The sequence below is a fragment of the Serratia sp. JSRIV001 genome (assembly GCF_019968745.1).
In the GTDB taxonomy this organism is placed as follows: domain Bacteria; phylum Pseudomonadota; class Gammaproteobacteria; order Enterobacterales; family Enterobacteriaceae; genus Chania; species Chania fonticola_B.
Genome location: NZ_CP074147.1, coordinates 1673682 through 1691359 on the forward strand (window position 1 = coordinate 1673682; position 17678 = coordinate 1691359).

At 53.2% G+C, this 17678-nt stretch carries 17 protein-coding genes and 5 tRNA genes; 21 read left to right on the forward strand and 1 reads right to left on the reverse strand.

The genetic code is table 11. From position 1 onward, the window contains the following. Window positions 1-89: 89 nt before the first annotated feature. From sucC to pnuC, 20 genes are all read left to right on the forward strand, one after another. Window positions 90-1256, forward strand: a complete 1167-nt coding sequence (gene sucC / locus KGP17_RS07575; protein ID WP_218519684.1) for an ADP-forming succinate--CoA ligase subunit beta — start codon at window positions 90-92, stop codon at window positions 1254-1256. Next, the gene (gene sucD / locus KGP17_RS07580) at window positions 1256-2128 is read left to right on the forward strand and encodes a succinate--CoA ligase subunit alpha (RefSeq protein WP_021805268.1); all 873 of its coding nucleotides are present in this window, start codon (window positions 1256-1258) and stop codon (window positions 2126-2128) included. Before sucC ends, sucD begins: the two co-directional genes overlap by 1 nt. 762 nt (window positions 2129-2890) lie before the next feature. Then, on the forward strand, window positions 2891-4459 hold the full coding sequence (cydA, locus tag KGP17_RS07585) for a cytochrome ubiquinol oxidase subunit I (RefSeq protein WP_021805267.1): 1569 nt from the start codon (window positions 2891-2893) through the stop codon (window positions 4457-4459). 15 nt (window positions 4460-4474) lie between these two features. Beyond that, window positions 4475-5614 carry a cytochrome d ubiquinol oxidase subunit II gene (cydB, locus tag KGP17_RS07590; protein ID WP_021805266.1) on the forward strand — a complete coding sequence of 380 codons (1140 nt, stop codon included), beginning with the start codon at window positions 4475-4477 and terminating at the stop codon, window positions 5612-5614. Window positions 5615-5631: 17 nt separating this feature from the next. Then, window positions 5632-5745 (forward strand): cytochrome bd-I oxidase subunit CydX, encoded by a 114-nt coding sequence (gene cydX, locus KGP17_RS07595; protein WP_021805265.1) that lies wholly within the window; start codon window positions 5632-5634, stop codon window positions 5743-5745. Further along, window positions 5745-6041 carry a cyd operon protein YbgE gene (gene ybgE / locus KGP17_RS07600; RefSeq protein ID WP_021805264.1) on the forward strand — a complete coding sequence of 99 codons (297 nt, stop codon included), beginning with the start codon at window positions 5745-5747 and terminating at the stop codon, window positions 6039-6041. Before cydX ends, ybgE begins: the two co-directional genes overlap by 1 nt. A 133-nt stretch (window positions 6042-6174) precedes the next feature. After that, window positions 6175-6582: a tol-pal system-associated acyl-CoA thioesterase gene (ybgC, locus tag KGP17_RS07605; RefSeq protein ID WP_021805263.1), complete on the forward strand. Its 408-nt coding sequence runs from the start codon at window positions 6175-6177 to the stop codon at window positions 6580-6582. After that, window positions 6579-7262 (forward strand): Tol-Pal system protein TolQ, encoded by a 684-nt coding sequence (gene tolQ / locus KGP17_RS07610; protein WP_024483139.1) that lies wholly within the window; start codon window positions 6579-6581, stop codon window positions 7260-7262. The genes ybgC and tolQ overlap by 4 nt, the downstream gene beginning before the upstream one ends. A 16-nt stretch (window positions 7263-7278) precedes the next feature. Continuing rightward, window positions 7279-7707 carry a colicin uptake protein TolR gene (gene tolR, locus KGP17_RS07615; RefSeq protein WP_021805261.1) on the forward strand — a complete coding sequence of 143 codons (429 nt, stop codon included), beginning with the start codon at window positions 7279-7281 and terminating at the stop codon, window positions 7705-7707. 78 nt (window positions 7708-7785) lie between these two features. Beyond that, window positions 7786-8991: a cell envelope integrity protein TolA gene (tolA, locus tag KGP17_RS07620; RefSeq protein ID WP_024483138.1), complete on the forward strand. Its 1206-nt coding sequence runs from the start codon at window positions 7786-7788 to the stop codon at window positions 8989-8991. Window positions 8992-9124: 133 nt separating this feature from the next. Then, window positions 9125-10417, forward strand: coding sequence for a Tol-Pal system beta propeller repeat protein TolB (tolB, locus tag KGP17_RS07625; RefSeq protein WP_021805258.1), 1293 nt, complete (start codon window positions 9125-9127; stop codon window positions 10415-10417). A 47-nt stretch (window positions 10418-10464) separates the two neighbouring features. After that, window positions 10465-10974, forward strand: coding sequence for a peptidoglycan-associated lipoprotein Pal (gene pal / locus KGP17_RS07630; protein ID WP_021805257.1), 510 nt, complete (start codon window positions 10465-10467; stop codon window positions 10972-10974). A 9-nt stretch (window positions 10975-10983) separates the two neighbouring features. After that, entirely contained in the window at window positions 10984-11787 is an 804-nt protein-coding gene (cpoB, locus tag KGP17_RS07635; protein WP_021805256.1) for a cell division protein CpoB, read from the forward strand. 193 nt (window positions 11788-11980) lie between these two features. Next, window positions 11981-12056, forward strand: a tRNA-Lys gene (locus KGP17_RS07640). A 153-nt stretch (window positions 12057-12209) separates the two neighbouring features. Continuing rightward, a tRNA-Val gene (locus KGP17_RS07645) sits at window positions 12210-12285 on the forward strand. Window positions 12286-12292: 7 nt separating this feature from the next. Beyond that, window positions 12293-12368: transfer RNA gene (locus KGP17_RS07650), tRNA-Lys, on the forward strand. A 166-nt stretch (window positions 12369-12534) separates the two neighbouring features. Further along, window positions 12535-12610, forward strand: a tRNA-Lys gene (locus tag KGP17_RS07655). Between the two features lie 77 nt (window positions 12611-12687). Continuing rightward, window positions 12688-12763, forward strand: a tRNA-Lys gene (locus KGP17_RS07660). 773 nt (window positions 12764-13536) lie between these two features. Further along, window positions 13537-14598, forward strand: a complete 1062-nt coding sequence (nadA, locus tag KGP17_RS07665) for a quinolinate synthase NadA (protein WP_037375120.1) — start codon at window positions 13537-13539, stop codon at window positions 14596-14598. Window positions 14599-14628: 30 nt separating this feature from the next. Next, window positions 14629-15354, forward strand: a complete 726-nt coding sequence (pnuC, locus tag KGP17_RS07670) for a nicotinamide riboside transporter PnuC (protein ID WP_021805254.1) — start codon at window positions 14629-14631, stop codon at window positions 15352-15354. Window positions 15355-15387: 33 nt separating this feature from the next. Here pnuC and zitB read toward each other — a convergent pair whose 3' ends face one another. Next, window positions 15388-16326 carry a CDF family zinc transporter ZitB gene (gene zitB / locus KGP17_RS07675; RefSeq protein WP_223499117.1) on the reverse strand — a complete coding sequence of 313 codons (939 nt, stop codon included), beginning with the start codon at window positions 16324-16326 and terminating at the stop codon, window positions 15388-15390. Between the two features lie 209 nt (window positions 16327-16535). Here zitB and aroG point away from each other — a divergent pair, with 209 nt between their 5' ends. After that, on the forward strand, window positions 16536-17591 hold the full coding sequence (gene aroG, locus KGP17_RS07680; RefSeq protein WP_094982683.1) for a 3-deoxy-7-phosphoheptulonate synthase AroG: 1056 nt from the start codon (window positions 16536-16538) through the stop codon (window positions 17589-17591). Window positions 17592-17678: the final 87 nt, after the last annotated feature.

Below are 17678 nucleotides of genomic sequence, written 5' to 3' on the forward strand. Positions count from 1 at the left end.
CACACCCTGTGCTATGTGGCCGATAAGTCATGCGGAATACCGCGAAAGTGACCCGGCTAAAACTTTCTGACCTGAATGGATAGAACATCATGAATTTACACGAATATCAGGCAAAACAGCTGTTTGCTCGGTATGGCATGCCAGCACCAACCGGTTACGCCTGTACCACTCCGCGTGAAGCAGAAGAAGCCGCATCTAAAATCGGCTCCGGCCCGTGGGTGGTAAAATGTCAGGTTCATGCTGGCGGCCGTGGTAAAGCTGGTGGCGTTAAAGTCGTTAACAGCAAAGAAGATATCCGTGCTTTTGCCGAAGCCTGGCTGGGTAAACGCCTGGTGACTTACCAGACCGATGCGCTGGGCCAGCCGGTTCACCAGATCCTGGTAGAAGCGGCCACCGATATCGACAAAGAGCTGTATCTGGGGGCGGTAGTTGACCGTGCCAGCCGTCGCGTAGTGTTTATGGCTTCTACTGAAGGCGGCGTTGAAATTGAGAAAGTTGCGGAAGAGACCCCGGAACTGATCCACAAAATGACCATCGACCCACTGGCAGGCCCACAGCCTTACCAGGGGCGTGAGCTGGCGTTCAAACTGGGCCTGACCGGTAAGCAAGTCGGCCAGTTTGCCAAAATCTTTATGGGCCTGGCAACGTTGTTCCTGGAGCGCGATCTGGCGATGGTTGAGATCAACCCGCTGGTAGTGACCAAGCAGGGCGATCTGATCTGCCTGGACGGTAAGCTGGGTGCCGATGGCAACGCCCTGTTCCGCCAGCCTGAACTGCGTGAAATGCGTGACCCTTCTCAGGAAGACGAGCGTGAATCCCGTGCGGCCCAGTGGGAGCTGAACTATGTTGCCCTCGACGGTAACATCGGTTGCATGGTGAACGGTGCCGGTCTGGCGATGGGTACCATGGACATCGTGAAACTGCACGGTGGCGAACCAGCCAACTTCCTGGACGTGGGTGGTGGTGCAACCAAAGAGCGCGTGACCGAAGCCTTTAAAATCATCCTGTCTGACGACAAGGTGAAAGCGGTGTTGGTGAACATCTTCGGTGGCATCGTGCGTTGCGATCTGATCGCTGACGGTATCATTGGCGCGGTAGCCGAAGTGGGCGTTAACGTCCCGGTGGTCGTGCGCCTGGAAGGGAACAACGCCGAACTGGGCGCCAAGAAACTGGCGGACAGCGGTTTGAATATCATTGCTGCGACCAGCCTGACTGATGCGGCTCAGCAAGTTGTTGCGGCAGTGGAGGGTAAATAATGTCCATTTTAATCGATAAAAACACCAAAGTAATCTGCCAGGGTTTCACCGGTAGCCAGGGTACCTTCCACTCCGAACAAGCTATCGCTTACGGCACCAAAATGGTGGGGGGCGTGACTCCGGGCAAAGGCGGTACTGAGCACCTGGGTCTGCCAGTGTTCAACACCGTGCGTGAAGCTGTTGAAGCGACCGGTGCTACCGCGTCTGTTATCTACGTGCCAGCGCCATTCTGCAAAGACTCCATTCTGGAAGCCATCGATGCAGGCATCAAACTGATCATCACCATCACCGAAGGCATCCCAACTCTGGATATGCTGACCGTGAAAGTGAAGCTGGATGAAGCCGGTGTGCGCATGATCGGCCCGAACTGCCCAGGTGTGATCACCCCGGGCGAATGCAAGATCGGTATCATGCCTGGCCATATTCACCTGCCAGGCAAGGTGGGTATCGTTTCCCGTTCAGGTACTCTGACCTATGAAGCGGTAAAACAAACCACTGACGCCGGTCTGGGGCAGTCTACCTGCGTAGGTATCGGCGGTGACCCGATCCCGGGTTCCAACTTTATCGATATTCTGAAGTTGTTCCAGGAAGATCCGCAGACCGAAGCTATCGTGATGATCGGTGAGATTGGCGGCAGCGCGGAAGAAGAAGCGGCAGCCTATATCAAAGAGCACGTCACCAAGCCGGTAGTCGGCTATATCGCCGGTGTTACTGCACCGAAAGGCAAGCGTATGGGCCATGCTGGCGCCATCATTGCCGGCGGCAAAGGGACTGCGGATGAGAAGTTCGCGGCTCTGGAAGCGGCAGGGGTGAAAACCGTACGCAGCCTGGCTGATATCGGTGATGCAGTGAAGGCGATCCTGAATCGTTAGTACCGTATAGCAAATAATAATATCTCGACATGTTTGGCCGCCTTTGGGCGGCCTTTTTTGTATGTCACTGAGAGAGAAGGGCGTTTTGCAAGGCATTGTTGCTGGAGGTGCGAGCCGACCACTCAGTGCTTGCAGGTTCTGGGATCAACCTCGCAACATGGTCTATGATTACTTAGCAAAAAGCAGATTTGTGAGTTAACTCACTGCAATCGTCATTGGAAATAAAAAGTTAATATCTATCGAATGGTAATGCTGAAGTAATACAATTGGGGGTATTTTAAATTACATTTATTTAACACAAAGATATCAATAAAAAACAATTAAACCATTGCTTAACATGGGCGCTGGGAAATTACAGCAAATTGCGTAATGAGCCTAGCAATAATATGCAGATAGGCTTAAATTGTTTTAGATCAATATTGGCCTGGCTACCTATTTAGGCTGATTTTTGACCTGTAGCCAAAAGTCCAACCTGTGTCACGCAAATACCTATTTATTGTATGGGCTTTGGCGAGTATCATGCCATTGTGTAATTACGGATGGTTGATCTTGTTGCATTTGTTACCCGCTGTCGGTTTTCATTGGTGCGTTTTGCTCCCGTCCCTCGTGGTCTGGCTCTGAACGTGCGGTTGAAAGCGGAGAGGCTGGATCAAATTTTGTTGTGTTTAAGGGCATTCACTGCGGGGCGTTACCGGCTACTCTTTCGGGAGTAATACCGATAACCGCAAGTCGGAGTCTTCCTGCGAGGAGCAAGGAGTCAAGATGTTTGATATTGTCGAACTGTCGCGCTTACAGTTTGCTTTAACGGCGATGTACCACTTCCTATTTGTCCCATTAACGCTGGGTATGGCGTTTTTGCTGGCAATTATGGAAACGGTATATGTGCTGTCCGGCAAACAAATTTATAAAGATATGACCAAATTCTGGGGCAAGTTATTTGCAATCAACTTTGCTCTGGGTGTGGCCACCGGGTTGACCATGGAGTTCCAGTTCGGGACCAACTGGTCGTACTTCTCTCATTACGTCGGTGACATCTTCGGGGCCCCGCTGGCTATCGAAGGTCTGATGGCGTTCTTCCTGGAATCGACGCTGGTCGGTCTGTTCTTCTTCGGGTGGGATCGCCTGAGCAAGATCCAGCACATGACGGTCACCTGGTTTGTTGCCCTCGGCTCAAACCTGTCTGCGTTGTGGATCCTGGTCGCCAACGGCTGGATGCAAAACCCAATCGCCTCCGACTTCAACTTTGAAACCATGCGCATGGAGATGCTCAGCTTCTCCGAGCTGGTTTTGAACCCGGTCGCTCAGGTGAAGTTTGTTCACACCGTGGCCTCAGGCTACACCACCGGTGCGATGTTCGTGCTGGGTATCAGCTCTTACTATCTGCTGAAAGGGCGTGACGTTGCTTTTGCCAAGCGTTCGTTCGCCATTGCTGCCAGCTTCGGTATGGCTGCGATCCTTTCTGTTATCGTGCTGGGTGATGAATCCGGTTACGAAATGGGGGACGTGCAGAAAACCAAACTGGCTGCCATTGAAGCGGAATGGGAAACTCAACCGGCTCCGGCCGCATTTACCCTGTTCGGGATCCCGAACCAGGAGAAAATGGAGAACTCCTTCGCGATTCAAATTCCTTGGGCGCTCGGCCTGATTGCTACCCGTTCTATCGACACCCCGGTTATCGGCCTGCGCGAACTGATGGCACAGCACCAGGTGCGTATCCGTAACGGTATGAAAGCTTACCAGTTGCTGGAAGAGCTACGTGGCGGTAATACCGATCCAGCAGTGCGCACCGCATTCAACGATACCAAACAGGATCTGGGCTACGGCATGCTGCTCAAGCGCTATACCGAAAACGTCACCGACGCAACGGAAGCACAGATCCAGCAGGCAACCAAAGATTCTATCCCGCGCGTTGCTCCACTGTACTTCGCCTTCCGTATCATGGTGGCCTGTGGTGTGCTGATGCTGTTTATTATCGGCCTGTCATTCTTGAGCGTGGTACGTGGTCGTATCGGTCAGAAGAAATGGCTGCTTCGCGCTGCGTTGTTCGGCCTGCCATTACCTTGGATTGCCGTTGAAGCGGGCTGGTTCGTGGCGGAGTATGGCCGTCAGCCGTGGGCGATAGGTGAGGTGCTGCCAACCGCAGTCGCCACCTCTTCGCTGACCGCAGGCGACATTCTGTTCTCGATGGGGCTGATATGCGGCTTGTATACCCTGTTCCTGGTGGCTGAAATGTACCTGATGTTCAAGTTTGCACGTCTGGGTCCAAGCAGCCTGAAAACTGGCCGCTACCACTTTGAACAACCGACTGCCGCCGTGCAGGAAGCGCGCTAAACAGGAGTCCAAGATATGTTTGATTACGAAGTACTGCGATTTATCTGGTGGCTCCTGGTTGGCATCCTGCTGATCGGTTTCGCCGTCACCGATGGTTTCGATATGGGTGTCGGTATACTGATGCGCATTATCGGTAAAACCGATACCGAGCGCCGGGTCATGATCAACGCCATTGCCCCGCACTGGGACGGTAACCAGGTGTGGTTGATCACCGCCGGTGGCGCATTGTTTGCCGCCTGGCCAATGGTTTATGCTGCCGCGTTCTCTGGTTTCTATGTGGCCATGATCCTGGTGCTGGCTGCCTTGTTCTTCCGCCCGGTCGGTTTTGACTACCGCTCGAAGCTGGAAAACAGCACCTGGCGTAACATGTGGGACTGGGGCATCTTTGTCGGTAGCTTCGTGCCTGCGGTGGTGTTCGGCGTGGCGTTCGGTAACCTGTTACAGGGCGTACCGTTCCATATCGATGAATATCTGCGTCTGTTCTATACCGGCAACTTCTTCCAACTGCTGAACCCGTTTGGTTTGCTGGCCGGTATTGTCAGCCTGACCATGCTGGTGACTCAGGGGGCAACCTACCTGCAGATGCGTACCACTGCCGAGATTCACCTGCGCTCACGCGCTGCAGCGCAGATTTCTGCGCTGGTGATGGGCGTATGCTTCCTGTTGGCGGGTATCTGGCTGGTGAAAGGTATCGACGGTTTCGTGATCACCTCAGCACTGGATACGGCAGCGGAATCCAACCCACTGCGTAAAGAAGTCGCTCATCAGGCGGGTGCCTGGTTGATCAACTTCAACAAGTATCCATCCCTGTGGGCACTGCCAGCGTTGGGCGTGGTTCTGCCACTGTTCACTATCCTGTTTGCCCGTTTGGACAAAGCTGCGATGGCGTTCCTGAGTTCATCACTGACGATTGCCTGTGTGATCCTGACGGCTGGGGTAACCATGTTCCCGTTCGTTATGCCATCAAGCACCGTGCCTAACGTCAGCCTGACCATGTGGGATGCGACTTCCAGCCTGTTCACACTGCAGGTGATGACCGTTGTTGCCATTATCTTCGTGCCAATCGTTCTGGCGTACACCGCTTGGGCGTACTACAAAATGTTTGGTCGCCTGGATAAGAACTTCATCGAAAAAAATAAGCATTCGCTGTACTAAGCAAAAGGAGCTAAACCATGTGGTATTTTGCCTGGATCCTCGGAACGCTTCTTGCCTGTGCCTTCGGTATCATCACGGCGCTGGCGCTTGAGCACAGTGAAGATTCAAAAGCGCAGCAAGACGGTAAGTGATGAGTTCGTCACTGGTGGATAAGCTGTACGCTATCACCGACAAGGGCCCGGTTCGGGCCCTTTCATTGGTGCTGGCGGTGATTTTGGCGGGATGTATCTTTTGGGATCCTAGCCGCTTTGCAGCACGTACCAGCTCATTAGAGATTTGGCAGGGTATCTTGCTGATCTGGGCAGTATGTGCAGGCATTGTTCACGGTGTCGGCTTCCGATCACAGAGCACGTTTTGGCGTGCATTTTTCGCGCCATTACCTGCAATTGTGATCCTGGCCGCAGGATTACTTTACGTTTCTTTATAATCTATTACGCATCCCCCCGGTTATGGGCCGTTCAGGCCCATAATTATTTTCATTCCCATTCAGTAACCCATTCCCAACCCGATCCGTCTTGCGTATAGTAGCAATCGTTCAATTGCCTTGGTTTGGAAGTCTCGTGAGTAATAAGTTGTTTCGATGGCCGGTTCGTGTTTACTTTGAAGACACCGATGCCGGTGGTGTGGTCTACCATGCCCGTTACGTCGCTTTTTATGAAAGAGCGCGCACCGAGATGCTGCGTCAACATAACTTTCATCAACAGCAGCTGCTCAGTGAAGAACATGTCGCTTTCGCTGTCCGGCGTATGACGGTGGATTATCTGTCACCAGCTCGTCTTGACGATCTGCTGGAAGTGCAGAGCAAAATCACCTCAATACGCGGGGCTTCTCTTACGTTTGCTCAACGCATTGTTAATTCTGACGGTACTCTCTTGAGTCAGGCCGATGTATTGATTGCATGCATTGATCCACACCAAATGAAGCCGATAGCGCTTCCTAAGTCTATTGTCGCGGAGTTTAAGCAGTGACTGACATGAACATCCTAGATCTATTCTTGAAGGCGAGCCTGCTGGTCAAGTTTATCATGCTGATTTTGATATGCTTTTCAGTGGCTTCTTGGGCGATCATCATCCAGCGTACCCGCATCCTCAATGCGGCCACTCGCGACGCCGAAGCCTTCGAAGACAAATTCTGGTCTGGTATCGAGCTTTCCCGTCTGTATCAGGAAAGCCAGGCACGTCGCGATAGCCTGACTGGCTCAGAGCAGATTTTCCATTCCGGTTTCAAAGAGTTTGCCCGTTTACACCGTGCCAACAGCCATGCGCCGGAGTCGGTGATCGAAGGCGCAACGCGTGCGATGCGTATTTCGATGAATCGTGAGCTGGAAACGCTGGAAAACCATATTCCTTTCCTCGGCACCGTGGGTTCCATCAGCCCGTATATCGGCCTGTTTGGTACCGTGTGGGGGATCATGCACGCCTTTATCGCCTTGGGTGCGGTAAAACAAGCCACCTTGCAGATGGTAGCACCGGGTATCGCCGAAGCGTTGATCGCTACGGCCATCGGTCTGTTTGCCGCGATCCCTGCCGTTATGGCCTATAACCGCCTAAATCAGCGCGTTAACAAGCTTGAGCAGAATTACGACAACTTTATGGAAGAGTTCACCGCTATTCTGCATCGTCAGGCCTTCTCCAGCGACAGCAAATAAGAAGTAGGAGGGTAGCATGGCGAGAGTTCGTGGTCGTAACAAGCGTGAGCTGAAGTCGGAAATCAACATTGTTCCGCTGCTGGACGTCTTGTTGGTGCTGTTGCTGATCTTTATGGCAACTGCGCCAATCATCACCCAAAGCGTTGAAGTTGATTTGCCTGATGCCACCGATTCCAAGACGGTGTCCAGCGACGATAATCCACCGGTGATCCTTGAAGTTTCCGGCGTAGGTCAGTACACCCTGGTGGTGGATCACAACCGTATGGAGCTGTTGCCGCCTGAGCAGGTGGCGGCCGAAGCCAAGTCGCGTCTGGCAGCTAATCCGAAGACGGTGTTTTTGATCGGTGGGGCCAAGGAAGTACCGTACGATGAGATTATCAAGGCATTGAATATTCTGCATCAGGCGGGTGTCGCTTCCGTAGGGTTGATGACCCAGCCAATCTAACCGTAAGGTCAGTGGCAACCCGGTTCCTGCCCTGTGGCGCAGGAACCCCGTTTAAGCAGCAGTTTTTGGGATTCTATTTTGGTAAAGGCAACTGAGCAAAATGATAAGCTGAACCGCTCCGTGATTGTATCGGTGGTTCTGCACATTCTATTGATTGCCCTGTTGATTTGGGGTTCGCTGTACGAAAATACTGAAATGAGTAGTGCAGGCGGCGGCGGTGATGGTTCCGTGGTCGGGGCCGTGATGGTCGATCCAGGGGCGGTGGTAGAGCAGTACAATCGCCAACAGCAACAGAGCAGCGATGCACAGCGTGCAGAAAAGCAGCGCCAGAAGAAGGCGGAGCAGCAGGCTGAAGAGCTGCAGCAGAAGCAGGCGGCGGAACAGCAGCGCCTGAAAGAATTGGAACAAGAGCGTTTGGCCGCGCAGGAAAAAGCCGCGCAGGACGCCAAGGCACAGGCCGAACAGCAGAAGAAAGCTGCCGAGCAGCAACAACAGGCCGCTGAGCAGCAGAAAGCAGCAGAAGCCGCTGCGGCGAAGGCCAAAGAACAACAGAAGGCAGCTGAGCAAGCTGCGGCGAAAGCCAAAGCCGAGGCGGATAAAATAGCCAAGGCGCAGGCAGACGCACAGAAGAAAGCCGAAGCGGAAGCCAAGAAAGAAGCTGCCGCTGCCGCCGCTGCTAAAAAGCAGGCGGAAGAGGCGAAGAAAGAAGCCGCCGCTGCCGCAGAACAGAAGGCTGCTGAAGCCGCAGAGAAGAAAGCCGCTGCTGACGCCGAGAAGAAAGCGGCAGCAGAGGAAGCTAAAAAAGCCGCCGCTGCCGAGAAGGCTGCTGCCGCCAAGAAAGCCGCAGACGCTAAGAAGAAGGCCGCTGCTGAAGCAGCTAAACAGTCTGCTGATGTAGATGATTTATTCGGTAGCTTGGCCGATGGCAAAAATGCGCCGAAAGGTGGCGGTGCCAAGGCTAAAGGTGACGGTAAACCGGCAGGGCAGGGTAATGCCAAAACTGCGGGGGCAAGCGGTGCCGAGATTAATGGTTACCTGGGGCAGATTACCGCCGCAATACAGAGCAAGTTTTACGATGCCGATCTTTACAAAGGAAGGACCTGCGATTTACGGATTAAATTGGCACCGGATGGCTTGTTGATTGATGTTAAGGCTGAAGGTGGGGATCCTGCCTTGTGTCAGGCCGCATTGGCGGCAGCTAAGCAGGCTCGTATTCCAAAGCCACCTAGCCAGGCGGTGTATGAGGCGTTTAAGAATGCTCCTCTTACATTTAAGCCTCAATAATGATTGTCTTAAACCGAGTTAAACGCATGGATGTACCAAGGTAACCAACAGGGAATATGTAGTGTTGTTGGCGTTGGTTTGTTAAAATTCTGCTAAATTATCGCAGGCATACCGCCTGGATAAGGGAGATGAGATGAAGCAGGCATTTCGAGTAGCGTTAGGTCTTATTGTTCTGTGGGCATCCGTGCTGCATGCGGAAGTTCGCATTGAAATCACCCAAGGGGTCGACTCCGCTCGCCCGATTGGCGTGGTGCCATTTAAATGGGCGGGCCCAGGCACGCCTCCGGAAGATGTTGGCCAGATCGTTGGTGCAGATCTCCGTAACAGTGGCAAATTCAACCCGATTGATGTGGCACGTATGCCGCAGCAACCTACCACCGCGTCTGAAGTGACGCCAGCGGCCTGGACTGCGCTGGGCATCGATGCCGTAGTGGTTGGCCAGGTTCAGCCTGGTGCCGACGGCAGCTATCTGGTTTCCTACCAACTGGTCGATACTTCAGGTTCACCTGGCACCGTATTGGCACAAAACCAGTTTAAAGTGACCAAACAGTGGCTGCGTTATGCGGCTCATACCGCCAGCGATGGCGTGTTTGAGAAGCTGACCGGTATCAAGGGCGCATTCCGTACCCGCATCGCTTACGTGGTGCAGACCAACGGCGGGAAATTCCCGTACGAACTGCGCGTATCGGATTACGACGGCTATAACCAGGTTCCAGTGCATCGTTCACCAGAGCCACTGATGTCACCGGCCTGGTCGCCGGATGGCAGCAAACTGGCCTACGTGACCTTTGAGAGCGGTAAATCAGCGCTGGTGATCCAGAACCTGTCTGATGGCGCAATCCGTCAGGTAGCTTCGTTCCCTCGTCACAACGGTGCACCTGCCTTCTCTCCAGACGGTAGCCGCCTGGCATTCGCGCTGTCCAAAAGTGGCAGTCTGAATCTGTATGTGATGAACCTGGGTTCTGGCCAAATCAGCCAGATCACCGATGGCCGTAGCAACAACACTGAACCGAGCTGGTTCCCAGATGGTCAATCTCTGGCTTATACCTCTGACCAGGGCGGTCGCCCACAGATTTATAAGGTTGGCGCTAACGGCGGCGCACCACAGCGTCTGACCTGGGAAGGTGCCCAGAATCAGGACTCTGATGTCAGCTTCGACGGTAAATTCCTGGTGATGGTGAGCTCCAACAATGGAGTTCAGCATATCGCCAAACAAGATCTTGGATCGGGAGCCGTTCAAATGTTAACGGACACGTTCCTGGATGAAACGCCTAGTATCGCACCAAACGGCACCATGGTGATCTATAGCTCCACGCAAGGTATGGGCTCCGTGCTGCAGTTGGTATCGACTGATGGGCGCTTCAAAGCGCGTCTTCCGGCAACCGATGGACAGGTCAAATTCCCTGCCTGGTCGCCGTATCTGTGATGCATGTTTAAAATATGTATGGCAAAAACTATAAAAGGATCAAAGAAATGCAACTGAACAAAGTGCTGAAAGGGCTTCTGCTGGCACTGCCAGTTCTGGCTGTAGCAGCTTGTAGTTCTAACAAAAGCGCTAATAACGATCAATCCGGTATGGGCGCTGGCACTGGTACAGAAAACGGCAGCAGCAACCTGTCTTCTGAAGAACAAGCACGTCTGCAGATGCAAGAACTGCAACGTAACAACATTGTTTACTTCGGCCTGGACAAATATGACGTCAGCTCTGAGTTCGCTCAGATGCTGGATGCGCATGCTGCTTTCCTGCGTAACAACCCATCCTACAAAGTGACTGTTGAAGGTCACGCGGATGAGCGCGGCACGCCAGAATACAACATCGCTCTGGGTGAGCGTCGTGCTAACGCAGTTAAAATGTACCTGCAAGGCAAAGGCGTTTCTGCTGACCAAATCTCTATCGTTTCTTACGGTAAAGAAAAACCAGCAGTACTGGGCCACGACGAAGCAGCCTATGCTAAAAACCGTCGTGCCGTTCTGGTTTACTAAGAGAATCGCATGAACAGTAACTTCAGACGTCACCTGTTGAGTCTGGCGTTACTGGTTGGCGTAGCGGTCCCATGGGCCGCTACTGCCCAAGCGCCAATCAGTAATGTCGGGTCCGGCTCGGTCGAAGACCGTGTCACATCACTTGAGCGTATCAGTAATGCTCAGGGCCAGCTTTTAAACCAACTCCAGCAACAACTCTCTGACAACCAACGCGATATCGATACGCTCCGTGGGCAGATCCAGGAAAGTCAGTATCAGTTGAATCAGGTGGTTGAACGCCAGAAACAGATCTATCAACAGATGGATAGCCTTAGCCAGGGTGGCGCACAGAATTCCGCTGGTGCAGCAGCGGGGGCCGCAGGTGGTACAGCCGCCGCGGCGTCCTCTGACGGTGCTGGCAGCGCCCCTGCGGGTGCGACAGCCGCTGCGGCTAGTACGGGCGATGAAAACAGCGACTACAACGCCGCTGTTTCACTGGCGCTGGAAAAAAAGCAGTATGACCAGGCGATCTCCGCTTTTCAGGCTTTCATAAAGCAGTATCCGAAATCCACTTACCTGCCTAATGCCAACTATTGGCTGGGCCAGTTGTACTACAACAAGGGTAAGAAGGAGGACGCGGCATACTATTATGCAGTGGTGGTTAAGAGTTACCCAAAATCACCCAAGGCGCCGGACGCGATGTATAAAGTTGGGGTGATCATGCAGGAAAAAGGGCAGGCTGATAAAGCCAAAGCCGTTTACCAGCAGGTGATCAAATCGTACCCGACCAGCGATGCGGCCAAGCAGGCCAAGAAACGCGAAGCGAGTTTGTAAGTAAAAATCGAGCCCAGAAGTTAGTCGATTTGACCGAATTCTGGGCTCATTCGCGTGAAGAACAAGCAGTTGAACCTATTGCGCCAAAATTTAGGTTGCGCTGCTGAGATAAATTAGTAATATATGCCGCCGTTGCCAAGACAACTTGCAAGATGTTAAAGCAGCAAGGAAATTAGTAGTAAACCACGACAGTGGGTCGTTAGCTCAGTTGGTAGAGCAGTTGACTTTTAATCAATTGGTCGCAGGTTCGAATCCTGCACGACCCACCAATTCTTAATGAGTTGGTAAAGCTGGAATCGTGAAGGATGAGAACCGTCAAAGGTTCGAGCCGACCGTAGGGAGACCACGGCATGGCCGCTAATCCTGCACGACCCACCAATTCATAGCGAATTGGTAAAGAGTGGAGTAGTAACCACGACAGTGGGTGATTAGCTCAGTTGGTAGAGCATCTCCTTTACACGGAGGGGGTCGGCGGTTCGAGCCCGTCATCACCCACCACGACAGTGGGTCGTTAGCTCAGTTGGTAGAGCAGTTGACTTTTAATCAATTGGTCGCAGGTTCGAATCCTGCACGACCCACCATTTTTAAGATTTAATTGTGAGTCAAATCGTGAGGATAAGAACTGTTAGAGGTTCGAGCCGAGCGAAGCGAGACAACGGCAAAAGCCGATAATCCTGCCAGGCCCACCATTATGTGCAGTCGAGTCCTTCCTCGTTGCTCTTGTATTAAGAAGTAAACCACGTCAGTGGGTCGTTAGCTCAGTTGGTAGAGCAGTTGACTTTTAATCAATTGGTCGCAGGTTCGAATCCTGCACGACCCACCAATTCTTGATGAGTTGGTAAAGAATTGCAGTCGAGCTCCTTTCGTTGCTAACGCGGTTCAGCAGTAAACCACATCAGTGGGTCGTTAGCTCAGTTGGTAGAGCAGTTGACTTTTAATCAATTGGTCGCAGGTTCGAATCCTGCACGACCCACCATCTTAAAAATTCCAAAGCACTAAACTCCAAACTCCAGCACGTCATATCGCACCAGTCGTGCGGGTGAGATCCTGCGCTCAGGTTCGAGTCTCGCTTGCGAGACAACGGCGGCAGCCGGTCATCCTGCCAGACCCACCATCTCAAAAATTCCAAAGCACTAAACTCCAAACTCCAGCACGTCATATCGCACCAGTCGTGCGGGTGAGATCCTGCGCTCAGGTTCGAGTCTCGCTTGCGAGACAACGGCGGCAGCCGGTCATCCTGCCAGACACACCATCTTAAAAATTCCAAAGTACTAAACTCTAAACTCCAGCGCACTATATCGCACCAGTCGTGCGGGTGAGATCCTGCGTTCAGGTTCGAGTCTCGCTGGCGAGACAACGGCGGCAGCCGGTCATCCTGCCAGACCCACCATCTTAAAAATTCCAAAGTACTAAACTCTAAACTCCAGCGCACCATATCGCACCAGTCGTGTGGGTGAGATCCTGCGCTCAGGTTCGAGTCTCGCTTGCGAGACAACGGCGGCGGCCGGTCATCCTGCCAGACCCACTCTCCTATAAATCACTGCACCTAGCCGTTATCTTTTGAGCTCAAAGCTTCTCATTTCAACCAAAATTTCAGCCCATTAAACAAATCTATCCATAGAAAGAAATGTTAAGCGACTTTTAGTCAAAAATTAGGTATTTTGTTTAGTATATAAAACGAGGCGGTTGAGCAAGCGGCAAGATACAGCCTAAAAAGCAGACCCACAGCCTAGCATAGAGATAACAGCGATGAGTGAAATGTTTGATGTCAATGCGGCGATATATCCATTCCCGCCGAAACCGGTGCCGTTAGACGTCGCAGAGAAGGCTTTTTATCGGCAGAAGATCAAAACCTTGCTCAAGCAGCGTGATGCGGTCCTGGTGGCCCATTACTACACCGATCCGGAGATCCAGGCGCTGGCCGAAGAGACCGGCGGTTGCGTCGCCGATTCACTGGAGATGGCGCGTTTCGGCAGCCAACATCCTGCGTCTACTTTGCTGGTTGCTGGCGTGCGTTTTATGGGGGAGACGGCCAAAATCCTCAGCCCGGAAAAACAGGTGCTGATGCCAACGCTGCATGCCGAGTGCTCGCTGGACCTCGGTTGTCCTGAGGCAGAGTTCGCCGCGTTCTGCGATAGCCATCCAGATCGGACCGTGGTGGTGTACGCCAATACCTCAGCAGCCGTCAAAGCGCGTGCCGATTGGGTGGTTACTTCCAGCATTGCCGTTGAGCTGATTGAACATCTCGATAGCCTGGGGGAGAAAATCATCTGGGCGCCGGATCGCCATCTGGGCAATTATGTGCAGAAGCAGACTGGGGCGGACGTGCTGTGCTGGCAGGGGGCCTGTATCGTCCATGACGAGTTTAAAACCCAGGCGCTGATACGTATGAAAGCCTTATACCCGGAGGCTGCGATACTGGTGCATCCAGAGTCACCGCAGGCGATCGTCGATCTGGCTGATGCCGTCGGTTCGACCAGCCAACTGATCCAGGCGGCGGTAACCTTGCCCAACCGGCAACTGATCGTGGCCACCGATCGCGGTATTTTCTACAAGATGCAGCAAGCTTGTCCGGATAAAGAACTGTTTGAAGCTCCTACTGCCGGTGAGGGGGCCACCTGTCGTAGCTGTGCCCACTGCCCGTGGATGGCGATGAACGGCCTGAAGGCTATTGCCGAAGGGCTGGAACAAGGGGGCTCACAGCATGAGATTTTTGTTGATGGCGCACTGCGTGACCAGGCGCTGATCCCGCTCAACCGCATGCTGGACTTTGCAGCGCAGTTGAAAATGCAGGTTAAAGGCAACGCCTGAATCCAGGCTTACGTTTTTTAAGGAATAGACATGAGCTTTTTCAGCACCGGCAACATTCTGGTCCATATTCCGATTGGCGCAGGGGGTTATGACCTGTCGTGGATTGAGGCTATCGGCACGCTGTTTGGTTTACTCTGTATCTGGTATGCCAGCAAAGAGAAAATCATCAACTATCTGTTTGGCCTGATCAACGTCACGCTGTTTGCGGTGATCTTCTTTCAGATCCAGCTGTACGCCAGCCTGTTGTTGCAGCTGTTTTTCTTCGTGGCCAATATTTACGGCTGGTACGCCTGGAGCCGCCAGACGCAGGATAATCAGGCCGAATTGCAGATCCGTTGGTTGCCGCTGCCTAAAGCATTGGCATGGGGGGCGGTGTGCGTAGTTGGTATTGCGTTGATGACGTTTAATATCGACCGGGTATTTGCCTATCTGACGCAAATTGCGGTGGCGGTGATGCAGGGGCTGGGTCTTAACGTACAGATGCCAGAACTGCAACCGGACGCTTTCCCGTTCTGGGATTCAGCCATGATGGTACTGTCTATCGTCGCCATGATCCTGATGACGCGCAAATACGTCGAAAACTGGCTACTGTGGGTAGTGATTGATGTGATCAGCGTGGCGATCTTTGCTTACCAGGGCGTGTACGCCATGGCGCTGGAATACGTCATTTTGACGCTGATTGCGCTCAATGGCTCCTGGCTATGGATACGCAGTGCCGCGAAGAATCACTCCCAGCCGTTTTCTTCTGCACCTTAATACGTCAGGGGGCGCAACAAGCGCCCCTGGATGTTAATGATGATGCCCCAGATGACTGGAGTGTGAGTGGTCACTCGCAATGCCGCAGTCAGGGGTATCACAATGCTGGTACTCCATCTGGATCGTCGCATGGCCAATCTGGTAATGCTCTAGCAAATAGGCCTGGATGCGGCGTAACAGCCCGTCATGATCGTGTGGTGGAATCACTTGGGCGTGGAGCGTCATCAGCTTTTGCTCGCCAATCTGCCAGACATGCACGTGATGGATGTTACGGACTTCCGGAATATTCAGGCACAAATCCTTTTGCAGCTTTTTGATATCAACCTCCTGCGGTGTTCCCTCCAGCAGTTCATGGAAACTCTCCTTCAGCAAGCGCCAGGCGCTGCGCAATACCAGGCAGGAAACCAGGACCGAGAGTATCGGATCGATGGGGGTCCAACCGGTTGTCAGAATGATGATGGCTGCTGCGATCGCCCCGACTGAGCCGAGCAGATCACCAAGAACATGTAGGGCAGCGGCACGCACGTTGATATTTTTCTCTTCATTGCCGCGGTGCAGCAGCCAGAAGGCGAACAGGTTAGCCAGCAGACCTGCTACGGCGATCACCAGCATTGGGGTACCCATCACTGGCTGTGGGTCGAAGAAACGCCGTATGGCCTCCCACAGGATGAATACGACGATCAGCAGTAATGCGGCAGCATTGATAAAGGCGGCCAACGTGGTCAGGCGCAGATAGCCAAAAGTATGGCGGGCGTTGGGTTTTCGCTGTGAGAAGTGCACCGCCATCAGCGCGACGAGCAGGGCTGCGGAATCCGTCAGCATATGCCCGGCGTCTGCCAGCAGCGCCAGTGAACCAGAAAGCAACCCGCCCACGGCCTCGACAACCATGAAGAGGGTGGTGACTAAAAATGCGGCTAGTAGGCGCTTACTGTTGCCGTCTTTAGGTTGATGGACATGGGAAGCTCCAGTCATTACTTATCCTTATTGCAAAGTTTGTCGGGTGCCAAAGTCCAATCTTGGCCGTTACTTAGCTCATTATAGGCTGCCCTGGTAGAGAGCTGAATATTTGCCGATGGTGATTATGGGATCTAAAGGTGATTTACAGCGCCAGCCTCACAAGCTAGATTGGTGAAATCTACTCTACGCGCTGTGCGATACACCCGATACCGAATGGAAAAGTGATGAATTACCAAAACGACGACTTACGCATTAAAGAAATCAAGGAACTCCTGCCGCCGGTGGCCCTGTTGGAAAAGTTTCCGGCTTCGGCTCAGGCAGCAGAGACGGTGTCACTGGCTCGCCAATCGATCCACAACATCCTGCGTGGCAATGACGATCGCCTGTTGGTGGTGATTGGGCCTTGTTCCATTCACGATACCAAAGCGGCGAAAGAGTATGCCGCGCGCCTGATGACCCTGCGCCAGGAGCTCAGTGGTGAGCTGGAAGTAGTGATGCGCGTCTATTTCGAAAAACCACGTACCACCGTTGGCTGGAAAGGGCTGATCAACGATCCGCAAATGGATAACAGCTTCCAGATTAACGAAGGCCTGCGCCTGGCGCGTAAGCTGCTGTTGGATATCAATGACGGCGGTTTGCCTGCTGCGGGCGAGTTCCTGGATATGATCACTCCGCAATACCTGGCAGATTTGATGAGCTGGGGAGCGATCGGCGCACGCACCACGGAATCCCAGGTGCATCGTGAACTGGCCTCTGGCCTGTCTTGCCCGGTGGGCTTCAAAAACGGCACCGACGGCACCATCAAGGTCGCGATCGATGCTATCAATGCCGCTGGCGCACCGCACTGTTTCCTGTCCGTCACCAAATGGGGTCATTCCGCGATTGTTAACACCAGCGGCAATGGCGACTGCCACATTATTCTGCGTGGCGGCAAAGAGCCAAACTACAGCGCGGCCCATGTGAAAGAAGTGAAAGAGGGGCTGGCCAAAGCGGGCTTACCTGCACAGGTGATGATCGACTTCAGCCACGCCAACAGCAGCAAGCAGTTTAAAAAACAGCTGGAGGTGAACGCGGACGTTTGCCAGCAGCTGCGTGGTGGTGAAAAAGCCATTATCGGGGTGATGATCGAAAGCCACCTGGTGGAAGGAAATCAAAGCCTGGAAAGCGGCGAGCCGCTGGTTTACGGCAAAAGCGTGACCGATGCCTGCATTGGCTGGGAAGATACCGAAACCGTACTGCGCGATCTGGCCGCAGCGGTGAAGGCGCGCCGTAGCCGATAAGCTACCCGTGTTTGTGGCCCTGCAGCATTGCTGCGGGGCCCAACCCTTAGGGTGATTTTAAGAATTGACTCCTGCAACAATAACGCC

Coding starts and splice junctions, on each gene's coding strand:
- sucC (WP_218519684.1), top strand. CDS start 90: ATGAATTTACACGAATATCAGGCAAAACAGCTGTTTGCTCGGTATGGC.
- sucD (WP_021805268.1), top strand. CDS start 1,256: ATGTCCATTTTAATCGATAAAAACACCAAAGTAATCTGCCAGGGTTTC.
- cydA (WP_021805267.1), top strand. CDS start 2,891: ATGTTTGATATTGTCGAACTGTCGCGCTTACAGTTTGCTTTAACGGCG.
- cydB (WP_021805266.1), top strand. CDS start 4,475: ATGTTTGATTACGAAGTACTGCGATTTATCTGGTGGCTCCTGGTTGGC.
- cydX (WP_021805265.1), top strand. CDS start 5,632: ATGTGGTATTTTGCCTGGATCCTCGGAACGCTTCTTGCCTGTGCCTTC.
- ybgE (WP_021805264.1), top strand. CDS start 5,745: ATGAGTTCGTCACTGGTGGATAAGCTGTACGCTATCACCGACAAGGGC.
- tolR (WP_021805261.1), top strand. CDS start 7,279: ATGGCGAGAGTTCGTGGTCGTAACAAGCGTGAGCTGAAGTCGGAAATC.
- tolB (WP_021805258.1), top strand. CDS start 9,125: ATGAAGCAGGCATTTCGAGTAGCGTTAGGTCTTATTGTTCTGTGGGCA.
- pal (WP_021805257.1), top strand. CDS start 10,465: ATGCAACTGAACAAAGTGCTGAAAGGGCTTCTGCTGGCACTGCCAGTT.
- cpoB (WP_021805256.1), top strand. CDS start 10,984: ATGAACAGTAACTTCAGACGTCACCTGTTGAGTCTGGCGTTACTGGTT.
- nadA (WP_037375120.1), top strand. CDS start 13,537: ATGAGTGAAATGTTTGATGTCAATGCGGCGATATATCCATTCCCGCCG.
- pnuC (WP_021805254.1), top strand. CDS start 14,629: ATGAGCTTTTTCAGCACCGGCAACATTCTGGTCCATATTCCGATTGGC.
- zitB (WP_223499117.1), bottom strand. CDS start 16,326: ATGACTGGAGCTTCCCATGTCCATCAACCTAAAGACGGCAACAGTAAG.
- aroG (WP_094982683.1), top strand. CDS start 16,536: ATGAATTACCAAAACGACGACTTACGCATTAAAGAAATCAAGGAACTC.